Origin of the sequence: [Clostridium] aminophilum DSM 10710 (assembly GCF_000711825.1) — a bacterium.
GTDB classification, from domain to species: domain Bacteria; phylum Bacillota; class Clostridia; order Lachnospirales; family Lachnospiraceae; genus Clostridium_R; species Clostridium_R aminophilum.
Window position 1 is genome coordinate 1 of record NZ_JONJ01000009.1, and the last position, 18,369, is coordinate 18,369.

The following is an 18,369-nucleotide window of genomic DNA, read 5'->3' on the forward strand; positions in this document are numbered from 1 at the left end:
TGACCGGCACCGGGAAAGATACCAATCCGCAAGAATCTTTAAAGGTTTCCTTTATAGAGTAGCATAAATCCATAGATTATACACGTATTTATCAGACGGATTTGCATCCGTCTATTTGTCGTGGAAAAAGACATGGAAAAAGAGGATGCCGGAACAATTTCAGCACCCTCTTTAAAGTTTCAGCCTCGGGATACAATACTAACTTAATGACATTGCCAATCCCGGAGATCCTTCCTTTTTTTGTAATTTTTCAGTTCTCATTAACCTCTGCCGGCTGAGATGGGGATTCGCCCTCCTGCGCGGCTTCCGTTGCCGCTGCCGCCGCTGCGGCCTTGCGGTTTGCATCCGCCTGGTTCGCTGCCGCCTGTGCGGCCTCCGGCGAGAGTTCCGCAAGCTGTGTTCTCGCGGTCGCCGCCTGCTCGGAATCCGTAAAGTTCGCGATAATCTGCGAATAATATTTGATCGCGTCCTCTCTGTTGTTCATCGCCTTGCTGATCGATGCCATGTAGAGGATTACCTTCGGGTTCGACGGGCGGATCTGAAGACAGGTGTTATACAGATCCAGCGCGCTTGCAAAACGTCCAGCCGCCCATTCGGAATACGCTGTGTCTTCCAGAGTCTGATAGCCGTTCGTCTCGATCTCATTTTTCAGCGCCATACCGATGCCCTTCACCGTCTCATCGGTAAAGGCATCCGGCCGGAATTTCGGATAGAGTGCCGCCGCCGCGGACATATTGCCCTGACGGAGATAATTCTCAATCTGAATCATCGTCGAATACTGCGCCAGCACGCTGTCGCTGTTGTTCATCAGATCATTGAGCTGATCGTCGCTGCTTTTTTTCGCAGTCTCTGCCTCGGAAAGATTGGTCTTCAGACTTGCAATCTCCTCATTTTTCTGATTCAGCTGCTCGTTGAAGCCGAAAATCTCCTGTGCGTGGTGACTGTTCAGATACCGGGTTCTCGCCGGCATAATCAGGAAGAAGACCGCCGCCGCTCCGAGAAGAAGACCGGCACCGATGTTGAGAATCGACTGCCATCCCGTATTCTCTTTGTAACTGGTCGGAATTATGACGTCATCATCCGTCATTCTCCGGTGGGAAAGCGTACTGCGGAACCGCTTGTGTTCCAGCTCCGTCTTTCCGGTCTTTGACTTTACAATCGCCATGTAGCGGTTGGCTTTCGGGTTTTCCCGATCGATTTTCAGAACCTTCAGAAGCGGTCTTCCCGCCTTTACGTAACTTCCCGTCTCAATACAGAGAAGGGCGAGAAGAAGCTGTGCCTTCACGAAACGGGGATAACTCTCCACAACGCCGGACAGCTGGAGAATCGCCAGGTCGACATTGCCGGACTGCGCCTGCATAAGTGCGGAATTATAAGCCCGGATCTGTTCTCCTGCCTCTTCCAGTTCTCTCTGATGCTCCTGAATTGTCTCAATATACGCCGCAGCGCGGGTATCCTTCGCATCCAGATTGGCCGCAATGACCCACTGAACCAGAGCCTCCGAAATCTCCCCCATCTCATAATAGATCAGTCCGAGAAGATCCCGGGCATCGGAGTGATTTTTGCAGATATTGAGACAATGCTTCAGGCAGTACGCCGCTCCGGTCAGATCGCGGCGCTTTGCACGGCGAAGGCCCTCATTGTACAGACTGTTTGCCGCAGCCCGGATTTGTTTTGAATGGATCATGCTGCCCTCTCAATCCTTCGCCTGTTTCATCAGTTCCATCAGAATATCCGTCATATCGGTGAGATCCTGTTTCACGATCGCGTCACCGACACCGCTGACATCCAGACTCGGCTGAAAGCTGCTCAGCTCCTCCTCAAAATCGATGAGTTTTTCGTCTCTGTTTCCTGCCATAGATTTACCTCTTATTTCAATATTCCTTTAATTTCTCCCGCCAGATAAAGGGATCCGCAGATAAAAAGCAGATCTCCCGGCTTCTTCTCCCCGGCTGCACGCCGAAGCGCCTCCGGAACCGACGGAAAGACTTCATACGAAGAAAGCGTGTCCTCTGCGGCCTTCCGCAGTTCATCTTCCGAGAGCGTACGCATCGACTGCATCACAGTCAGATAAACCTTGTCGGGCTGAAGCCGGTCACGGATGATCCCGAGCATCTTCTCGTATTCCTTGTCGGAAGCCACCGCAAAGAGAACCCGTACCGCACCGGTACCGTTCTCCGTACCGTCCGGTCTGGACTGTGCGATCTCCTTCGCCGCTCCGGCAAAAGCACGGATGCCGCCTTCATTGTGGCCACCGTCCAGATAGATCTCCGGAGCGATGCGCTCCATTCTGGCCGGCCACTTCATCCTGTATATTCCCGCCGCAGCCGTATCCGGACGAATCCCGTCGAGCTCAGCGATCCGCATCGCGATCATGGCATTCACCGCCTGATATGGCGCCGCAAACGGCACTTTCAGGTTCTGCTCACCGCCGGCGATGAGTTTCGCGTTTATCCGGAGCATTCCGTCTTCAAAATGAAGATCCCGGAAGGAACCGGTCCCGACCGGATACGCATCCGCATGATGCTCTCCGGCCGCCTTCGCCATTACGCGGGAGGCATCCGGATCCGTGTCATCATAGACTACCGGAACGCCGTCACAGATAATTCCGGCTTTTTCTGCCGCGATCTTTGCTACCGTGTCGCCGAGAAACTGCATATGATCCAGACTGATCGACGTGATAGCGGTCAAATGCGGCTTTTTGAGACAGTTTGTCGCGTCGAGCCTTCCGCCGAGTCCCGTCTCCAGAACAATGCGGTCCGTCGGAATCTCCCGGCACATCACGCAAAACATCAGAAACAGATATTCAAAATAACTCGGAATCGTGCGGTATTTCTGCCGGATCGGCTCCTCCGCCGCCAATACTTCCGCATAAGCGCGGAGAAACATTTCATCCGAGACCATTTTCCCGTCAAAAGAGAAACGCTCGTTTATCTTTACCAGATGGGGTGATGTAAACACCGCCGTGCTTAGCCCCGCTTCCCGATAGATCGAGCCCAAAAACGCGCAGACCGAACCTTTTCCGTTTGTCCCGGCCACATGGATGACTTTTCTGCCGTCCGGCTCCGCGTGAAGCATCGAAAGCATGCCCCGCAGTTCTTCCATACTGTGTTTTTCTTTTGTAAAACGCGGAATGGAATTGATATGTTCCTCTGCTTCTGCCATAGTTACATGATGATAATCGAACATAATCTGCCTCCCCCATCAGCAGTCTTACGAAACTGCCGCGATAACGGGCAAAACCCCGCGAATCGAGTTTCGCCACGTTGCATACAGGGTTTATTATATATGATTTGTCAAAAGATGGGTACCATAATTTTCCGTCCCCCCTCCCCTGTCTTATATCCTTCCCGATCATACGAAAAAACGGCGGATTCCGAAACCGGTCCGGAACCCGCCGCACATGGCAATCCGCCGGACCGGCACAATTTTTGCCGCCGTCCGGAACGGATTGCCCATATTTTCATTTGTCTGTATTCCTTTGACAATATTCTTTTATCTATATTCTTTTATCTGCATTCTTTTTCGGTATTCATCCACCGCTTACCGGTCACTTTCGTTCTTTCCCGTGGAATCTCGCGCCAAACTGCATCGCCTTTTCCTTCATGATCCGGTGTCTTGTCCTCGCATCGGCGGTGAGGAACATATCAAACAGTTTCAGAAGTACCGGCATTGCGCAGGTAACCGCAATCACCGCAAAGAACGCGCCTCTTCCGACCAGATGGCCGACCTCACTGATAACAGGAATCGAGGACAACTGATTGATGGAATAACCGCAGAGTGACAGAATCATGCCCGACGTCAGAATCGACGGGAAACTCATCTGCGTCATCTTCTGCGCCGCAATCTTCTTGTCCGGCTCCGTCTTCCGGATCAGCTCATAGTTTTCCATGGACGATATCGCATAGTCAATGCAGGATCCGAGCTGAATACAGCTGACAACAGCGTATGCGATGTAGATCATTTCCTCTCCCGCAATATACGGGAAGGACATATTCATGTAGATCGCGATCATGATCGGGATCATCGTCACAATGGGGATGACCAGCGACTTATAGGTAATGGCCACAACCAGGAAAATGCAGAAGATCGCCAGATTGTTCGCGTTGGTGTAATCCTCCGACAGAATCTGTTTCAGATCAATGTTGGTCGGCGTCATACCGGCGACAAAGCCTTCCTCCGGATAATATTTCCGGATAACGCTCTGAACCTCATTGCTGTCTTTAAACGCAAGCTCACTCTCTTCCTTCGTCTTCAGATAGACCAGAATTCTCGTCCATCCGTCCTTGTGGAACAACTCCGTGATCTTGCCCGGCAGAATCTGCTCCGGAACGCCGTCCGGAAGATAGGATGCTATGCCCATGACCTTTTTGCAGTCCGGCATCGCCTCAATCTCATCGATGATCGCTTTCTCCGTCGCGGGTGAATCGTTCGGGAAAATGCAGACGAACAGGTTCGATTTGCCGAATTTTTCCTCGATCTCCCTCGTTTCCTGATAAATTGCCGTCCGTTTTCCGGACGCAAGCGCCGACACGCCGAACTTGAAGTCATTCATGCTCTGGGCAAAATACGCCGGAAGCGCGAAGATCAGGAGAGTTGCGAGAATGTACGGGCTTAAACGGTTCACACGGATCGAAAACTTATGGAAATCCGGCAGAAACGGCTTATGCTCCGTCCGGTCAAGACGGTCGTTCCACCGGAGAAGAAGAGCCGGCATCAGGAAGATAACCATCAGCAGCGAGCAGATGATACTCTTCGCGAGGACGATACCAAGGTCGAAACCCATGTGGAATTTCATCGTGACAAGCGCGAGGAAACCGAAGAAGGTTGTCATCGAGCTGGCGAGAACCGTGTTGATCGTGTTGCCGAGACCGATCTTCAGGGCGGTCTCATTGTCCAGGCCTCTCGCGCGCTCGCGCTCATAGGCATTCAGCAGGAATACCGAATAGTCCATGGAAGTCGCCAGCTGCATGACGTCCTGAATGTTGTTGGTGACAAAGGAGATCTCTCCGAGAATAATGTTGCTTCCCTTGTTCAGGATGATCGCGCACAGCATAACCGTGAGAAACAGGATCGGCTGAAACCAGGAGGTGGTCGTGAACAGCAGAATCAGGAAAATGACGGCTCCCGCAAACAGAAGAATGAATTTCATCTGCTGCTGTACATTTTCCGAAATCAGCTTCTGTGTGGGCGAAGGTCCGGTCACGTAACCGCGGTCGCCCAGAATCTCCGTCAGACGGTTGATCGCCTGTTTGGTGGAATCGTCATTGTCTCCTTTTTTGAAAGTGAGATCCATCACCGCATTTCCGTCTTTGTAATACTCATCGATTTTGGTGTAGTCGATGAAATCCGGCGACGAATAGATCGGCGTGGTCATATCGCACCACACGATCTGATCGACACCGTCCACCTTCTCCATGAGGCTCTTGTACTGCTTTGCCTCATACAGCGTGACATCCTTGATCATGATGCGCGCGGTTCCGGGATATCCGAACGTTGCCTCCATCTTGTCGATCGCCTGTTTGGATTCACTGGACTCCGGAAGGTACGACGTCAGGTCATAGTTGATGCCGACAAACGGAATGCAGATCAGAAAGAAGATCACAAAGACGGCCACGATTTTGGAGATCACGTGATTATGGTCGACGATGAAATACGCCAGTGCGTTTTTCTTCGGCGCATCTTTGCCGTCATTTCCGCTTCTCTCCGCATCCTGCCTTTTCCGATGCAGTTTTTCTAAAATACTCATGAAGCACTCTCTTCCGCAATATACTGTAGTGATCCGGGGCTTTTTCCGTTACTTTGAAAAGAAATCGCGGATCGCCTCAAAGATCTTTATAAAAATGTTGACGATACGGCTCCAGGCATTGCCCTTGTCCACATCCGCATCGTTGTCGGTGATATCGGTCGGAACCGTATTGTCATCAATCTCATCCGTTCGAAGAATGATCTGCAGGCTGTGCGGCGCCGGATTCTGCTCAGAGGTGAAGGATACCATCTCCGCATCCGGATCGATATTCAGGAAATTATGCTCATTTTCCATCTTATCCAGCTCGTTATCGACCGTCTGCTTCATCAGGTCGGCCGCCTCCCGCACATCTTTCAGATGATCGATGACATTCAGCGTCTGTGTGAGCGTTCCGCGAAGCGCCTTCAGTTCCTTCTGTGCTCCCGCATCCAGATTCGGGCCGGCGGACTTTGCCGTCTCATTGACCAGATTCAGGAGATTATAGGACGCACTCATCTCGTCTGTCAGATCGTTCATCAAAGTCTCTGAATCCGAAAGGCCGTTCTGAAGCGACGGAACGTAGGAATCCATCGTATCAATCAGCGTCTCGACATTGCCGCAGAGATCATTCAGCTCATCCATCACGCCGCGCAGATCGGTAACACTGTCCGCGCTCTTGTCCGCGATGCTGTCCATATCCGACAGAAGCTTATCCATGTTGTTGAGAAGCTGGATGACGGAATCATCGACACCGTCGGCCACATCCAGAACATCCTCCGCATCCTGGAAGACCTTGCTCGCCGTGTTCGAATAACCGTTCTTTGCAGTACTCTCCGAGGTTCTCCGGATGATCTTCGCGTACTCTTCCAGCTGTTGTCCGAGAACTTCGGCCTGATGCTGCGCCTCGGCCTTCACCTCGGCATTCAGCGGCGGCGGGAGCTGTCCCGGGGAAGCCGCCGTGATCTGATCCGCGGCTTCGCCGATCCGTGTCAGAGCTTCTCCCGCGTATTTATTCTTTGCGGCAAGATTCACGCTGTCCTCCAGCGACTTTTTGACGGCAGCCGCGATCTCCGGATTCTGTGCCGCAATCTCAGCCTGCCGCTTTGCCTCGGCGGCATTGATCTTGTCAATATTGATCAGGCTGTCACTGATATTCGATCTCGCCTGATCCAGATTCTGACGCTGTCTCTCATGAAGCGCGGAAAGTTTTTTCTTGATCTCAAGTGCTTTTTCCTTCGCTTTATCGCGCTCCGTCGCGCTTCCGGAACCGGACGCCGTCCGAAGTGCGCTTCTCAGGGACCGCAGTGATCCGTCCAGATCATCCAGTTCTCCCTGCATTCCCTTGAGCGTCACATACATGGTGTCAACATCCTGATTGATGTCCGTAACCGCCTGCTGGGTAATCTGAATATACGGAATCATCGCCGCGGTCTGATCAGTCAGCGTGCGGAGTCCGTTTACGGCTTCCGTGCTGAGGTTTTCCATCTGAACGCGGTTTCCGCTGAAGCTGTTCTGCGCGGCCTGAAGATTGCCGATGCCGTCCCGGGCAATCGCCACATCGCCCTTCATCGCTTCCATGGACTGAATCAGCTTCGTCATGCTGTCGTACATCTTATTGCCGTTTTCCCGCCAGGTGTTCTTCGCCTCGTTCAGATCCTTGATTTTGCCGAGATCGGACAGTGTTCCCGGAACCATGGCCATAATGATGCCGGTACTGGTAAAGTTGTCGGTTCCGAGGCGGACGGTATAGTCGCCTTCTTCACCGGGAAGTGCCATAAACATGATGCCGGTGTAGCTTCCGACGCTCTGATTCTGGGAGCCCGGCGCATCGACGCTGTAGCATTTATCCATATCCACCGGAACTGCAACGGTCAGAAGCATGTTATTCCGGTAATAAACATTCGCCCGGTCGTTCGGCGTCGCCTTGATGTGAATCTCGATCAATCCCGATGCGCCCTTTAACTTCTCCGCTGCGGTTTCCACACCGTTCAGCTTGTAACTGATATCAAAATTCCAGGGAAGTTCCACCGTATTCCGGTCCATTTTCCCCTCATAGTAAAAACGGCTCGTGCCCTCCGGAACGGTCCAGCTGAGTTTTCCGTCTTCCCTCTCCGGCTCCGACGTGTTGGTCATATTGATGACATCCGTGTATTTTCCGTAATCGGTAAAGGACGTCAGACCGTTCATTCCGACGCTTTTCACCACATTGGTCGATGTAGCTCTCCCGTAAAAATCCGCATTGACATAGAGCGTCTCATCGACCTGGACCTGCGGTTCTGCGGCAAACGCCGGAAGAAGCGTATTCCCGGCGATCATCAGCGCAGCGATCCCTGCGGCCAGCGTTCTTGTCATGATAGTCCGATTCCTGTTCATAGTTCTCATCCTCCGGGCTCAGACAGGCTTTATTCCCCGTCTGTCCAAACCGCAATCCATGTCTGAAAGCTAACTTTCAAACCTTCTCTTCTATCCCGGTTTCTTATCGGGACAATTCAATCATAAAGTACTTTCTGCCGTTTTTCTCCGCAGCAGCGATGCCTGCTCTCGAATAATAAACAGCCCGGTCGGTCCGTTTTTTCTTTGTCTCATTGTGACGCGCCATCAGGCGGTCAAATGCCGTCGATGCGTCATACGTGTTGCTGATATAGATCTCCATATGACGTCTGCTCTTCCATTTCGGAAGATTGGCGGCATAATAATCGTCAATGGTTCCCTCTCCGGTAACCGCGTTGTTGAGATAACCGTTCGCAAGCGCCGCTTCCAACCGGTGTTCGGCGGTTCTCTGCAAAACCGCATCGATCACAAATGCCTTATCTTTATCGTAATCGAACGGGGAATCATCGTCCCGGTCCGACGTCTTGTCGCGATCCTCGCCGTCATCCTGTTTGGCTTCATTCAGGCTGTCGGCAAATTCCTGCTGTGTCTCGGTGTAAAATCCGACGGGAAAAGTCCCGCCGCCTTCATTTTTCTTTCTGGCTGCGCTGGTGAGATCGCCCGAGTCGGAAAACAGATATTCCGTCTCCTCATCTTCCACCGTCCCGGTCATCATCGCGCCGGAGCTGTCCAAAAGGTACCATTTCCCCTCATCGCGGATCCAGCCGGTCTTCATCAGGCCGTTTTCATCGAGGTAAAACCACTGTCCGCCGTCCTGCTGCCAGCCGGTCAGGCGTTCTCCCGCCTCATTGACATACGTCCAGCCGCTTCCGGTATTCTCCCAGGTCGCCGCATATGCGGAGGCACACGGAAACGCCATACTGATCATCGATGCCATCAGCACCGTTCGAAACATGTTTTCAGGCCCTGTTTTCATAATCTTTCCTCCGTATATCAAACTTTTCTTTATATTTTATCGGCACTGCGTTACAAAACATGCACAAAAACACATTTTATTTAATTATTGTACCATACCGGACGATAAATAAAATAACGACATAAATATCTTTTCCATCATCCGTCACGATAATTGACATCTGTCGATTTTTAAACTATAATGCATTATACAAATGATGTTGGAGAAATGCAATAAACACTATCCATCATTAGTACGTTTATTCAACACAATGTTATATAAATGTCTATTGTTTATAAAATAATTCGCAAGGGGTGCCAATATGGACGAAAAAAACTTAGACCGAAGAATCCGCAAAACCAGAAAAGCGCTGCGGGAATGTCTCATTCAGCTGATGCGCACCAAAAAACTGCAGGATATCACCGTCCGCGAGATCTCCGAGATGGCAGACATCAACCGGGGCACCTTCTATCTTCATTATAAGGATGTTTACGATCTGGCAGAAAAAATTGAGGACGATTTTGCCGAAGAATTTGATCAGATCCTCGAACAGCACAGTGCTCTGGAGCTGTCGGAAAAACCGTCTCTTCTTTTTAATGAGCTGTATCCGTTTATCAAGCGCAACAGCGATCTCATCTCCGTCATGATTGGTGAAAACGGAAACATCAATTTTGAGAACCGTATGAAGGACATCATCCGCGACCGGGCGCTCCGCAAATGGCTTTCGGACCGCTATTCGACGGATTATACCGGTAACGGAATCTTGAAAGCGTTCTCTTCCTACATTGTTTCCGGCTGCATTGGCCTTGTCGAATACTGGATCAAGGACGGAATGCAGGAATCTCCGACCGAGATGAGCAGTCTCACCGAGGAATTCATCACCAAAGGAATCCGGGTACTTCAGAATCCTGTGGAACATTAATAGAAGAGCGAAAGAATGGATATGATCCTATAAAACAAGAAAGACCTTGTGCACCATCAACTCCGGTACACAAGGTCATTTTTTGTTTTATTCCGGTTTTATTTTCTGCCGGATCTTATTTTTTCAGCGATGCAAGGCGCTCTTCCACCTGCGCCATCATCTGCTCATAGTTCGCAAGTTTTGCCTTTTCTTCGGCAACCTTCTCTTCCGGTGCCTTCGCCAGGAACTTCTCGTTGGAAAGCATCTTGGTCGAACGTGTCAGCTCGCCCTGGAGTTTCTTCTTTTCCGTTTCCAGACGCTCAATCTCTTTCTCGATATCCACGAGTTCCGCAAACGGAATGTACATCGTCGCCTGCGGTGTAACCGCGGACACGGCGTCGCTCTCGATTCCGTTCTTGTCCTTCTGTGTCACAACTTCGGACGCATATCCGAGTGTGGCAAAGAACGCGCGGCTCCGCTCAAATACCTCCAGAACCTTCTCATCCTGGGACACAACGTAAACCTTTGCCTTACGGCTCGGCGCAACGTTCATGGATGTGCGGACGTTACGGATACTGCGAACCGCTTCCTTGATCATCTCAGTCGCATTTTCCTCTTCTCCGAAGTGCCACTCATCGCGGTATACCGGCCAGCTGGAAACCATGATGGTCTCCTCTTCTTCCTGAAGATTGTCGAAGATCTCCTCGGTGATGAACGGCATAAACGGATGAAGAAGTTTTAAGCCGTTGATCAGGACAGTCTTCAGCGTCCAGATCGCCGCTGCCTTGGTCTCATCGCTGTCATCGTAGAGACGCGGCTTCACCATCTCGATGTACCAGTCGCAGAACTCTTCCCAGATGAAATCCTGAACCTTCTGCAGCGCGATACCGAGTTCGTACTTGTCGAGATTCTCGGTAACGTCCTTTGTCAGCGTGTTCATCTTGGAGAGGATCCAGCGGTCTGCCATTGTCAGGTCCGCCAGCGAAACTTCCTTCTCGCCGGCCTTCTCGATGTTCATCATGATGAAGCGGGACGCGTTCCATACCTTGTTGGCAAAGTTGCGGCTCGCCTCCACTCTCTCCCAATAGAAACGCATGTCGTTGCCCGGCGCGTTTCCGGTCATCAGCGTCATACGAAGCGCATCCGCGCCGTATTTCTCGATGACATCCAGCGGATCGATACCGTTGCCAAGAGATTTACTCATCTTCCGTCCCTGACTGTCGCGGACAAGGCCATGAATCAGAACGGTGTGGAACGGAACCTTTCCGGTCTGCTCGATACCGGAGAATACCATTCGGATAACCCAGAAGAAAATGATATCGTAACCGGTTACCAGAACATCCGTCGGATAGAAGTACTCGAGTTCCTCGGTCTTCTGCGGCCAGCCGAGTGTGGAGAACGGCCAGAGCGCGGAGGAGAACCAGGTATCGAGGGTATCCTCATCCTGGCGGAAATGTTTCTTTCCGCACTTCGGGCAAACGGTCGGCTCCTCACGGGAAACCACCATCTCACCGCAGTCCTCGCAGTAATAAGCCGGAATCCGGTGTCCCCACCAGAGCTGACGGGAAATGCACCAGTCCTTGATGTTCTCCAGCCAGTGGAGATAGGTCTTTCCATAACTCTCCGGAACAAAACGGAGCTTTCCGGTCTTGATCGCCTCGATCGCCGGCTTTGCCATCTCGTCCATCTTGACGAACCACTGCGGCTTTACCATCGGCTCTACGGTCGTATGGCAGCGGTCATGGGTTCCGACGTTGTGTGCGTGCGGAACCACCTTAACCAGAAGGCCCATTTCCTTCAGGTCCTCGACCATGGCTTTTCTCGCCTCGTAGCGGTCCATGCCGAAATATTTGCCCGGAACGGAGATCTTCGCGTCATCGGTCAGGATGCAGATCTCCGCGAGATTGTGTCTCTTTCCGACTTCGAAGTCGTTGGGGTCGTGTGCCGGTGTGATCTTTACGCAGCCGGTACCGAATTCCTTGTCAACATAGCTGTCCGCAATCACCGGAATCTCACGGTCGGTCAGCGGAAGCTTCAGCATTTTGCCAATGATATCCTGATATCTCTCATCCTCCGGGTTTACGGCAACCGCGGTATCGCCGAGAAGCGTCTCCGGACGGGTTGTCGCGATCTCAACGAATCTGCCTTCCTCGCCCACGATCGGATAATTGATGTGCCAGAAGAAGCCGTCCTGATCCTCGTGCTCTACCTCGGCATCAGAGATGGATGTCTGGCAGACCGGGCACCAGTTGATGATACGGGATCCCTTGTAAATGTATCCCTTCTCGTAGAGACGCAGAAAGACTTCCTTTACCGCCTCGCTGCAGCCCTCATCCATGGTGAAGCGCTCTCTGTCCCAGTCGGCAGAGGAGCCAAGCTTGTGAAGCTGGGAAATGATGGTGGTGCCATACTCTTTTCTCCAGTCCCAGCACTTCTCGAGGAATCCTTCACGGCCCAGTGCCTGCTTGTCGATACCCTCGTCTTTGAGCTTATTGGTGACCTTGACCTCCGTTGCAATCGCAGCGTGGTCGGTTCCCGGCTGCCAGAGTGCGGAGTAACCCTGCATTCTCTTATAACGGATCAGAATATCCTGCATGGTGTTGTCCAGCGCGTGTCCCATGTGCAGCTTACCGGTGATGTTCGGCGGCGGCATCACGATGGAAAACGGCTTCTTTCTCTTGTCCACTTCCGCGTGGAAGTATTTTCCTCTGAGCCATTTCTCGTAAAGGCGTTCCTCAATGTCCGCCGGATTGTAGGTCTTTTCAAGCTCTTTCATTGCTCACATTCTCCTTATGTTTGATGCATCGGTCCGTACACCCTCATCTGAGGGTTCCGGACCGGATTCTCTGATTTATCGCGTTTGATTCCGCGTGGCCGTTTCAGGCGGCACCGGTCAAAGATCTCGAAGGCAGGGCATAATAAATACCTGCATGATACTTCGGCGTCTCCCAGGACCAGGACCAGAACCTTGACCGTGACCGGTTCCCGTTTACGGCACCCAGACGCCTTCCTCGTTCACCCTGTAGCCGTCCGGTGTCACCGTGTTTGTAAGCATCACGCCGGTCTCTCCGACATAATACCATAAACCGTTCGACTGAATCCACACATTTGTGCGCATGGAACCTTCCGAGCGGTAATATCTCCAGTATCCATCCCCGTTCTGCCATCCGGTCACCATCCGGCCGTCACCCGCAAAGGTGTAATAGTGATCTTTGATCCGAAGGGTCTCGGATGCGGCATAGGTTCCATCCTTTTTCAGGAACTTCCATACCCCTGACGTCTCCTCAACCCAGCGGCTTCCAATCACACTTCCGGCATTCGCGGCGGAGGATCCGTTTGCCCCCGGACCGGAGACCTGACCCGCGTCCGGCCCCTGTGAGACGCTCTCCGCCGTCTGTGACGAATTCGCAGCGTTCTGTGCGGAACTCTGAACCGCCGCAAAGCCATAGTCAAAGAGCTTTCTCGTGTCCGGATAATGGGTGCCGCTACTCTTCAGAACTACGGCAACCAGACGGACTCCGTTCTGCTCTGCAACGGAAGTCAGCGTGTTGCCGGCTTTCGATGTATAGCCGGTCTTTCCGCCGATAAAGTTCTCATAGTAATACGCGCTGGCCGGATTCAGCATCTTGTGTCCCATGGTCAGATACTGGGATCCCTGGGTTCCCGTCGCCGGGAAGGTGTAATGCAGGGACGACGCCACCTTCTGAACCGTGGAATTCCGAAAGGCCTCGGCGGTGATCAGTGCATAGTCATGCGCCGTGGTGTAATGGTTTGAATCGTTTAATCCGTTCGTGTTGGCAAAATGGGTTCCCGTGGCACCGATCTGCGCCGCCCTCGCGTTCATCTTCCCGACAAAGGAAGAGACACTGCCGGAAACCGCCTCCGCCAGCACATTGGCCAGTTCATTCGCACTCTTCAGCCACATGCCGTAGAGAACATCCCCCGCCCTGAAGGTGTCTCCCGCCTTGACATCCAGCGTCACCGCACCGGATTCGAGGTTGGAAACCGCAGCCTCGGAAACCGTGACGGTCTGATCGGGATTCAGGTTCTCCGCCGCCAAAAGCGCGGTCATCACTTTGGTGATGGATGCCGGATAAAACCGTGTCCCGGAATTCTTTTCAAAGAGAAACTGCCCGTGGGTCACGTCATAGAGCGCAGCGGCCTCGGACGAAATCTCGGGCTTTGCGATCTTCGACGATACTGCTGCCGACGAAGCAGCCGTTCCTGTTCCGATTCCTCCGCCCACGGTCGGTACCGCCTCTCCCGCATGAACGGTGCTCTCGATGGTCGGATAATCCTCCGTGACCGTTGGAAGCGGACCCTGACCGCTCTCCGCTCCCGGTCCGGCGCTTCCCACCGAAACGGCAGACGCGGAGGACGAACTTCCTCCCGGACCGTCTGCAAGAGCGGAGAGCGGCGTGACGGCAGACATGGTCAAAACCGTCCACACCGCGGCAATACGCCAAAACGCCCGGGATCGATATTCCTTTTTTACCAATTTCTTTTCCTCGCAGTTCGTTCATTCTTTACTCTGCAAATTCTATTTCAGAATATTTTGCATATACAAGGAAAAATTATATCACTCAAACCATTATTCGGTCAAAGGATTTACAATCATATCGTCCTCATATCGTCCTCTTTTATCGTGCTCTTATTTTTGCCGAATCTAAACCGACGAAAACTCCTCGCCAGCCCATATCCAATCACCGCGCCGATACTGTTGCTCAGAATATCGTCGAATTCAAAGAGGCCGATCCCGGTTCCCAACTGCACCAACTCGATGGCAGCGCTCAGCACCACAGCCCAGATCCATAACCCCTTCCGTTCGAATCTGCCCAGTATCGCCCCGAACGGCACGAACAGCCATATATTGTTTAGTATGTTCTGACGGGTCATGGCGGATGAGAAGAATGCTTTATATGACCGTAACAGTTCAAATTCCCCATGACTATCACCGGTTTCACGATATGCCATCGTCATGTAGAGAATGAAAAGAATGTAGATAAACAAAAATACCGCTTTCCATTTCCCCTTAACAGCCATAGTCACAACCGTCATCAGAATGCCAAAGAGCAAAACCAGGTAGGGTTTTGTGTTCAGCACATTATCAAGACGCATCATCTGTTCCCCGTTTTCATTCAGGTAAACACTCTGACCATTCACCTGTTCGACCCCGAATTGATTCCGGCCAATGGTGACCGGTTTTTCATCGGCATCGTAATACTGTGTCTTCGCACCTTCCTTTTTCACAATCGCATATCCGCGGTTCGTGTTATGTGCCTCGCCCTTCTCATCCAGATATGTCGTAATCTGGACATCGCCCAATGCTTCCGTCCGTTTTCCGTACTGGTCAAGATCCGAAGTGGCCGGATTCAGGTTCTCGTCGAAGTACATGTCGGTGGTTGCCTCTCCGTCATAAGAGCGATGTACGACGGCATAACCAGATGTGTTCCGGATCAAATCTCCACCCTGGTCCAGATATCGAAGCTCACAGATATGATTGGATTCGTCATAGACACGCTGATACTGCCAGTATCCCTGCTTCCGTTCAACCTGCCTATCGCCGATCCAATAGGTTTCAATGTCTGCTTTTCCGGCATCCGTGTAAGTCCTCCGGACGGTATCATAACCGTCTCTGACAACAGTCCTTTGATCCCGGGCATCAAGATATACAACCTCTGTATTCCTTTTTCCTTCATAGCGCCGGGATATCTGTGCGTATCCTGCCGGAAGAACCGTAAGATTTCCCTTTTCATCAAAATACTGTTCCAGAATCACATGCCCGTCTTTTTTTGTTTTTATAACGGTCGCATATCCCTTATCTCCGGCAAACGTAATATGCCCTTCCGAATCAAGGTAATCCATCCGGTCATAATCTTCTGTACTCTCCTTTTTCTCCGATAATTCGGCAGAGCTGTAAGAAGATTTTTTAATATTCAAAGTGAATGTGACAAGTACAATAACGATAATAAGTATAATCGGAATCACCCGCATCATCCGGATTCGTATTTTTTTCATGTCAGCCCTCTTTTATCAGGGGTTTTGTTGCGACAAAGGCGAAAGCTAATTCATTGAGTTTTACTTGTGTCAACGAAACTGCGAATTCATGCCCGTGCCTGTTCGCAAAATACGGTCAGGAACATTCTCACGTTTCTGCCAAATCGCATTTTCAGCTCCTGAAACGCATCCACCAATTTTGAGCCTTTGAGCGTTCGCGAGAACATGTCTGTCCGAGCACAATTATAGTGCGAGGTACTTTGCGTATTTGCCTAGAATCTTCTTTCCGACAATCACGCATAATAGACTTACGTAAATCGCAACTACCGAATTAACCGGAAACACGGCGATCTGTCTGTAATATGGCAAGCGTCTCAAAACAGACATAACAGCCAAGTGTGAGAAGAATATTCCAAACGAATAATCCCCCAGCAAGTGAAGAATTTTCGGTGCCGGAGTTTTCTCTGTTTCTAAGTACCTATAACCCAGTAGTACAAACTTGCTTCCTGTCAAAATAGCTGACAACTTTAATTGGGTGCCGCAATTCTGCTCTCCCATAGAAAAGTACCATAAGCCTTCTGCTATTTGCAGTCCAATAGCACCAACCAACAGGATGAGTATTCTTGATGTTGGAAGTTTGATTTCTAGTAATCCATTACCAAGCATATACCCAAGGTAGTAATAGGTGAACCACCCAAGACATGAAACATGCATTATTAAACCGATATACTTGTTTACTTCGTAGCCGGTCATAAGCGGGAACAGTCTCATAATGATTATTTCCAGTGGCGAGATCACAAACCCTAAGCATTTGTATTTTGACCTTGCCAACTTATCCATAGTCGGGATTAGCAGGATAAACTCGCAATATACAAAGACATAATAAACCACTCCGGCTGCTTTTGCAGTTATCAAGTTATATAAAAAAGACACCGGAATATTCGCAGGGCTCTTTATGTTCCCGATAATTACATAAATGAGCGTTCAAATCACATATGGAATAGCCACCTTCTTTATACGCTTCATTGGATTCCATCTATCAGCGTTGGAAAGCATGCCACTCAAGAACAAGAACGTCCCAACCGAAAAGTTTAACAGTGGCCTGATCCAGGCTTGATCTATTCCTGCCGGGGAATTGTGTATCAAAACAACTGCAAAAATTGCAAGCCCTCTTAATACCTGAATCTTATAACTCTTGTTGTCCGTTATCTGCAACATTAACTCATTCTGCCTTTCGAGTTATTCTGACATTAAAACATCAATTATTCTATCTGCGATATGCCTCATATCTTTGTCACCGGGATGTCCCGCTACTCCATTATGCGCAACAATATGAGGATCGCTTTTGTCTTTCCATTATTCCAGAGACTTTCCACGTTAATGAGCATCACATTCACATCTACGCTTCCACATGCAACAACGGCGCAATCGTGAAAGCGCCCTTGGTTTTTTATTGCTCTTTTGCTGCTTTTATCGGACACACTTTAATACATTGGTAGCACCGAACACAAATATTTCCGTCAATCACAGGATATTGAAATCCTTCTTCGTCTGGTTTCATTGTTATCGCGTTCCTTGAGCAAATTGCATAGCAAGATGTGCATCCGCAGCACTCTTCTTTTCTAATATAAAGCTTAGGTAGTTCTTTCATTTTCATTCTGCTACTTTCCGCAAAATGGTCTTGCATTCTTTTAACAATTATCTTGACATTGCTTTATTTGGGATTCCAAATACTTTCTTTCCAATCTTGCTATTAAACGCCTGCATTAAGCTGTTACATCACCATCATGTTCAAGTAAACTCGTAGAAGTAACAGATTCCAATTCAGAAATAGTCTCTACCAATGTGTGAGGATGCATTGTTTTTACCTCTATGGCCAGATTGACGTTAGTCTGCCCAACATTTCTCGCTCTGACCTTCCAACTCCGACAACATTGATCAACAGCTTTGATTATCTCTTCTTCGTTGTATGAGCTGCTGTTCACTACCAAAATAAGACTTTCTCTTTCCTCAGGAAGAATAGAAAAGAGAATAATGCCTATTGTAATAATAATAGATCCTATAACTGCAATCATGGCATAGCCGGCTCCGCAAACGATACCAATGGAAATGCTCCAGAACAAAAATACCAGATCCATAGGATTCTTTATGGCAGTTCTGAAACGTACAATAGATAACGCACCAACCATACCAAGTGATACAACGATGTTTGACTGAATCGTTAAAATGACCATCGATGTAATAACTGACAAACCAAACAATGCCAAATGAAAGCTTCTGTCAAAAAAAGAGTTTTTATTAAACATCTTATAAATCAGGCAAATATACAGTGAAATCAGCGCCGTAAAACCCGCACACAGAAACATGGTTGTAATATCAAGATCACTTGTTGCATATCCTTCAAGAAATGCTTTTTCGATTGTTTCAATGAGATTCATAATCTAACCCTCTTTCGCT

Annotated in this window: 14 protein-coding genes; 1 reads left to right on the forward strand and 13 read right to left on the reverse strand. The window is 50.2% G+C overall.

Annotated elements, in window-relative coordinates:
- Positions 1–250 precede the first annotated feature (250 nt).
- From BR86_RS0107370 to BR86_RS0107400, 6 genes are all read right to left on the reverse strand, one after another.
- A complete protein-coding gene (locus BR86_RS0107370) occupies positions 251–1,687 on the reverse strand; it encodes a tetratricopeptide repeat protein (protein ID WP_051684661.1) in 1,437 nt (478 codons plus the stop codon).
- Between the two features lie 9 nt (positions 1,688–1,696).
- The gene (locus tag BR86_RS16140; protein ID WP_169738155.1) at positions 1,697–1,858 is read right to left on the reverse strand and encodes a hypothetical protein; all 162 of its coding nucleotides are present in this window, start codon (positions 1,856–1,858) and stop codon (positions 1,697–1,699) included.
- Between the two features lie 11 nt (positions 1,859–1,869).
- The gene (locus BR86_RS0107380) at positions 1,870–3,189 is read right to left on the reverse strand and encodes a bifunctional folylpolyglutamate synthase/dihydrofolate synthase (RefSeq protein ID WP_038288224.1); all 1,320 of its coding nucleotides are present in this window, start codon (positions 3,187–3,189) and stop codon (positions 1,870–1,872) included.
- A gap of 361 nt (positions 3,190–3,550) precedes the next feature.
- Positions 3,551–5,749, reverse strand: coding sequence for an efflux RND transporter permease subunit (locus BR86_RS0107390; protein ID WP_051684662.1), 2,199 nt, complete (start codon positions 5,747–5,749; stop codon positions 3,551–3,553).
- 48 nt (positions 5,750–5,797) lie between these two features.
- Positions 5,798–8,101, reverse strand: coding sequence for a hypothetical protein (locus BR86_RS0107395; RefSeq protein WP_051684663.1), 2,304 nt, complete (start codon positions 8,099–8,101; stop codon positions 5,798–5,800).
- A gap of 103 nt (positions 8,102–8,204) precedes the next feature.
- The gene (locus BR86_RS0107400; protein WP_051684664.1) at positions 8,205–9,035 is read right to left on the reverse strand and encodes an N-acetylmuramoyl-L-alanine amidase family protein; all 831 of its coding nucleotides are present in this window, start codon (positions 9,033–9,035) and stop codon (positions 8,205–8,207) included.
- Between the two features lie 301 nt (positions 9,036–9,336).
- On the opposite strand from BR86_RS0107400, the gene BR86_RS0107405 reads away from it, so the two are divergent.
- On the forward strand, positions 9,337–9,936 hold the full coding sequence (locus tag BR86_RS0107405) for a TetR/AcrR family transcriptional regulator (RefSeq protein ID WP_031472630.1): 600 nt from the start codon (positions 9,337–9,339) through the stop codon (positions 9,934–9,936).
- Positions 9,937–10,051: 115 nt separating this feature from the next.
- Here the strand turns inward: BR86_RS0107405 and BR86_RS0107410 are convergent, their stop codons facing one another.
- From BR86_RS0107410 to BR86_RS0107435, 7 genes are all read right to left on the reverse strand, one after another.
- Positions 10,052–12,691: a valine--tRNA ligase gene (locus BR86_RS0107410; RefSeq protein ID WP_031472632.1), complete on the reverse strand. Its 2,640-nt coding sequence runs from the start codon at positions 12,689–12,691 to the stop codon at positions 10,052–10,054.
- A gap of 213 nt (positions 12,692–12,904) precedes the next feature.
- Positions 12,905–14,413, reverse strand: coding sequence for a D-alanyl-D-alanine carboxypeptidase family protein (locus BR86_RS0107415; RefSeq protein ID WP_143099347.1), 1,509 nt, complete (start codon positions 14,411–14,413; stop codon positions 12,905–12,907).
- Positions 14,414–14,529: 116 nt separating this feature from the next.
- Positions 14,530–15,933, reverse strand: coding sequence for a VanZ family protein (locus BR86_RS15205; protein ID WP_051684665.1), 1,404 nt, complete (start codon positions 15,931–15,933; stop codon positions 14,530–14,532).
- 222 nt (positions 15,934–16,155) lie between these two features.
- On the reverse strand, positions 16,156–16,752 hold the full coding sequence (locus BR86_RS0107425) for a hypothetical protein (protein WP_143099346.1): 597 nt from the start codon (positions 16,750–16,752) through the stop codon (positions 16,156–16,158).
- 144 nt (positions 16,753–16,896) lie between these two features.
- Complete coding sequence (locus BR86_RS16660; protein ID WP_031472640.1) at positions 16,897–17,130, reverse strand: acyltransferase family protein; 234 nt, start codon at positions 17,128–17,130, stop codon at positions 16,897–16,899.
- Positions 17,131–17,362: 232 nt separating this feature from the next.
- A complete protein-coding gene (locus BR86_RS16590) occupies positions 17,363–17,599 on the reverse strand; it encodes a 4Fe-4S dicluster domain-containing protein (protein WP_334291606.1) in 237 nt (78 codons plus the stop codon).
- A 79-nt stretch (positions 17,600–17,678) separates the two neighbouring features.
- Positions 17,679–18,350, reverse strand: coding sequence for a DUF4956 domain-containing protein (locus BR86_RS0107435; protein WP_031472642.1), 672 nt, complete (start codon positions 18,348–18,350; stop codon positions 17,679–17,681).
- Between the last annotated feature and the right edge of the window lie 19 nt (positions 18,351–18,369).

Excerpts from the sequence above, each read along its gene's own strand:
- BR86_RS0107380 (WP_038288224.1), bottom strand. The coding sequence starts at position 3,189 with ATGTTCGATTATCATCATGTAACTATGGCAGAAGCAGAGGAACATATC.
- BR86_RS15205 (WP_051684665.1), bottom strand. The coding sequence starts at position 15,933 with ATGAAAAAAATACGAATCCGGATGATGCGGGTGATTCCGATTATACTT.
- BR86_RS0107395 (WP_051684663.1), bottom strand. The coding sequence starts at position 8,101 with ATGAACAGGAATCGGACTATCATGACAAGAACGCTGGCCGCAGGGATC.
- BR86_RS16590 (WP_334291606.1), bottom strand. The coding sequence starts at position 17,599 with ATGCAAGACCATTTTGCGGAAAGTAGCAGAATGAAAATGAAAGAACTA.
- BR86_RS16140 (WP_169738155.1), bottom strand. The coding sequence starts at position 1,858 with ATGGCAGGAAACAGAGACGAAAAACTCATCGATTTTGAGGAGGAGCTG.
- BR86_RS0107435 (WP_031472642.1), bottom strand. The coding sequence starts at position 18,350 with ATGAATCTCATTGAAACAATCGAAAAAGCATTTCTTGAAGGATATGCA.
- BR86_RS0107425 (WP_143099346.1), bottom strand. The coding sequence starts at position 16,752 with ATGGATAAGTTGGCAAGGTCAAAATACAAATGCTTAGGGTTTGTGATC.
- BR86_RS0107390 (WP_051684662.1), bottom strand. The coding sequence starts at position 5,749 with ATGAGTATTTTAGAAAAACTGCATCGGAAAAGGCAGGATGCGGAGAGA.
- BR86_RS16660 (WP_031472640.1), bottom strand. The coding sequence starts at position 17,130 with ATGTTGCAGATAACGGACAACAAGAGTTATAAGATTCAGGTATTAAGA.
- BR86_RS0107410 (WP_031472632.1), bottom strand. The coding sequence starts at position 12,691 with ATGAAAGAGCTTGAAAAGACCTACAATCCGGCGGACATTGAGGAACGC.
- BR86_RS0107405 (WP_031472630.1), top strand. The coding sequence starts at position 9,337 with ATGGACGAAAAAAACTTAGACCGAAGAATCCGCAAAACCAGAAAAGCG.
- BR86_RS0107400 (WP_051684664.1), bottom strand. The coding sequence starts at position 9,035 with ATGAAAACAGGGCCTGAAAACATGTTTCGAACGGTGCTGATGGCATCG.
- BR86_RS0107370 (WP_051684661.1), bottom strand. The coding sequence starts at position 1,687 with ATGATCCATTCAAAACAAATCCGGGCTGCGGCAAACAGTCTGTACAAT.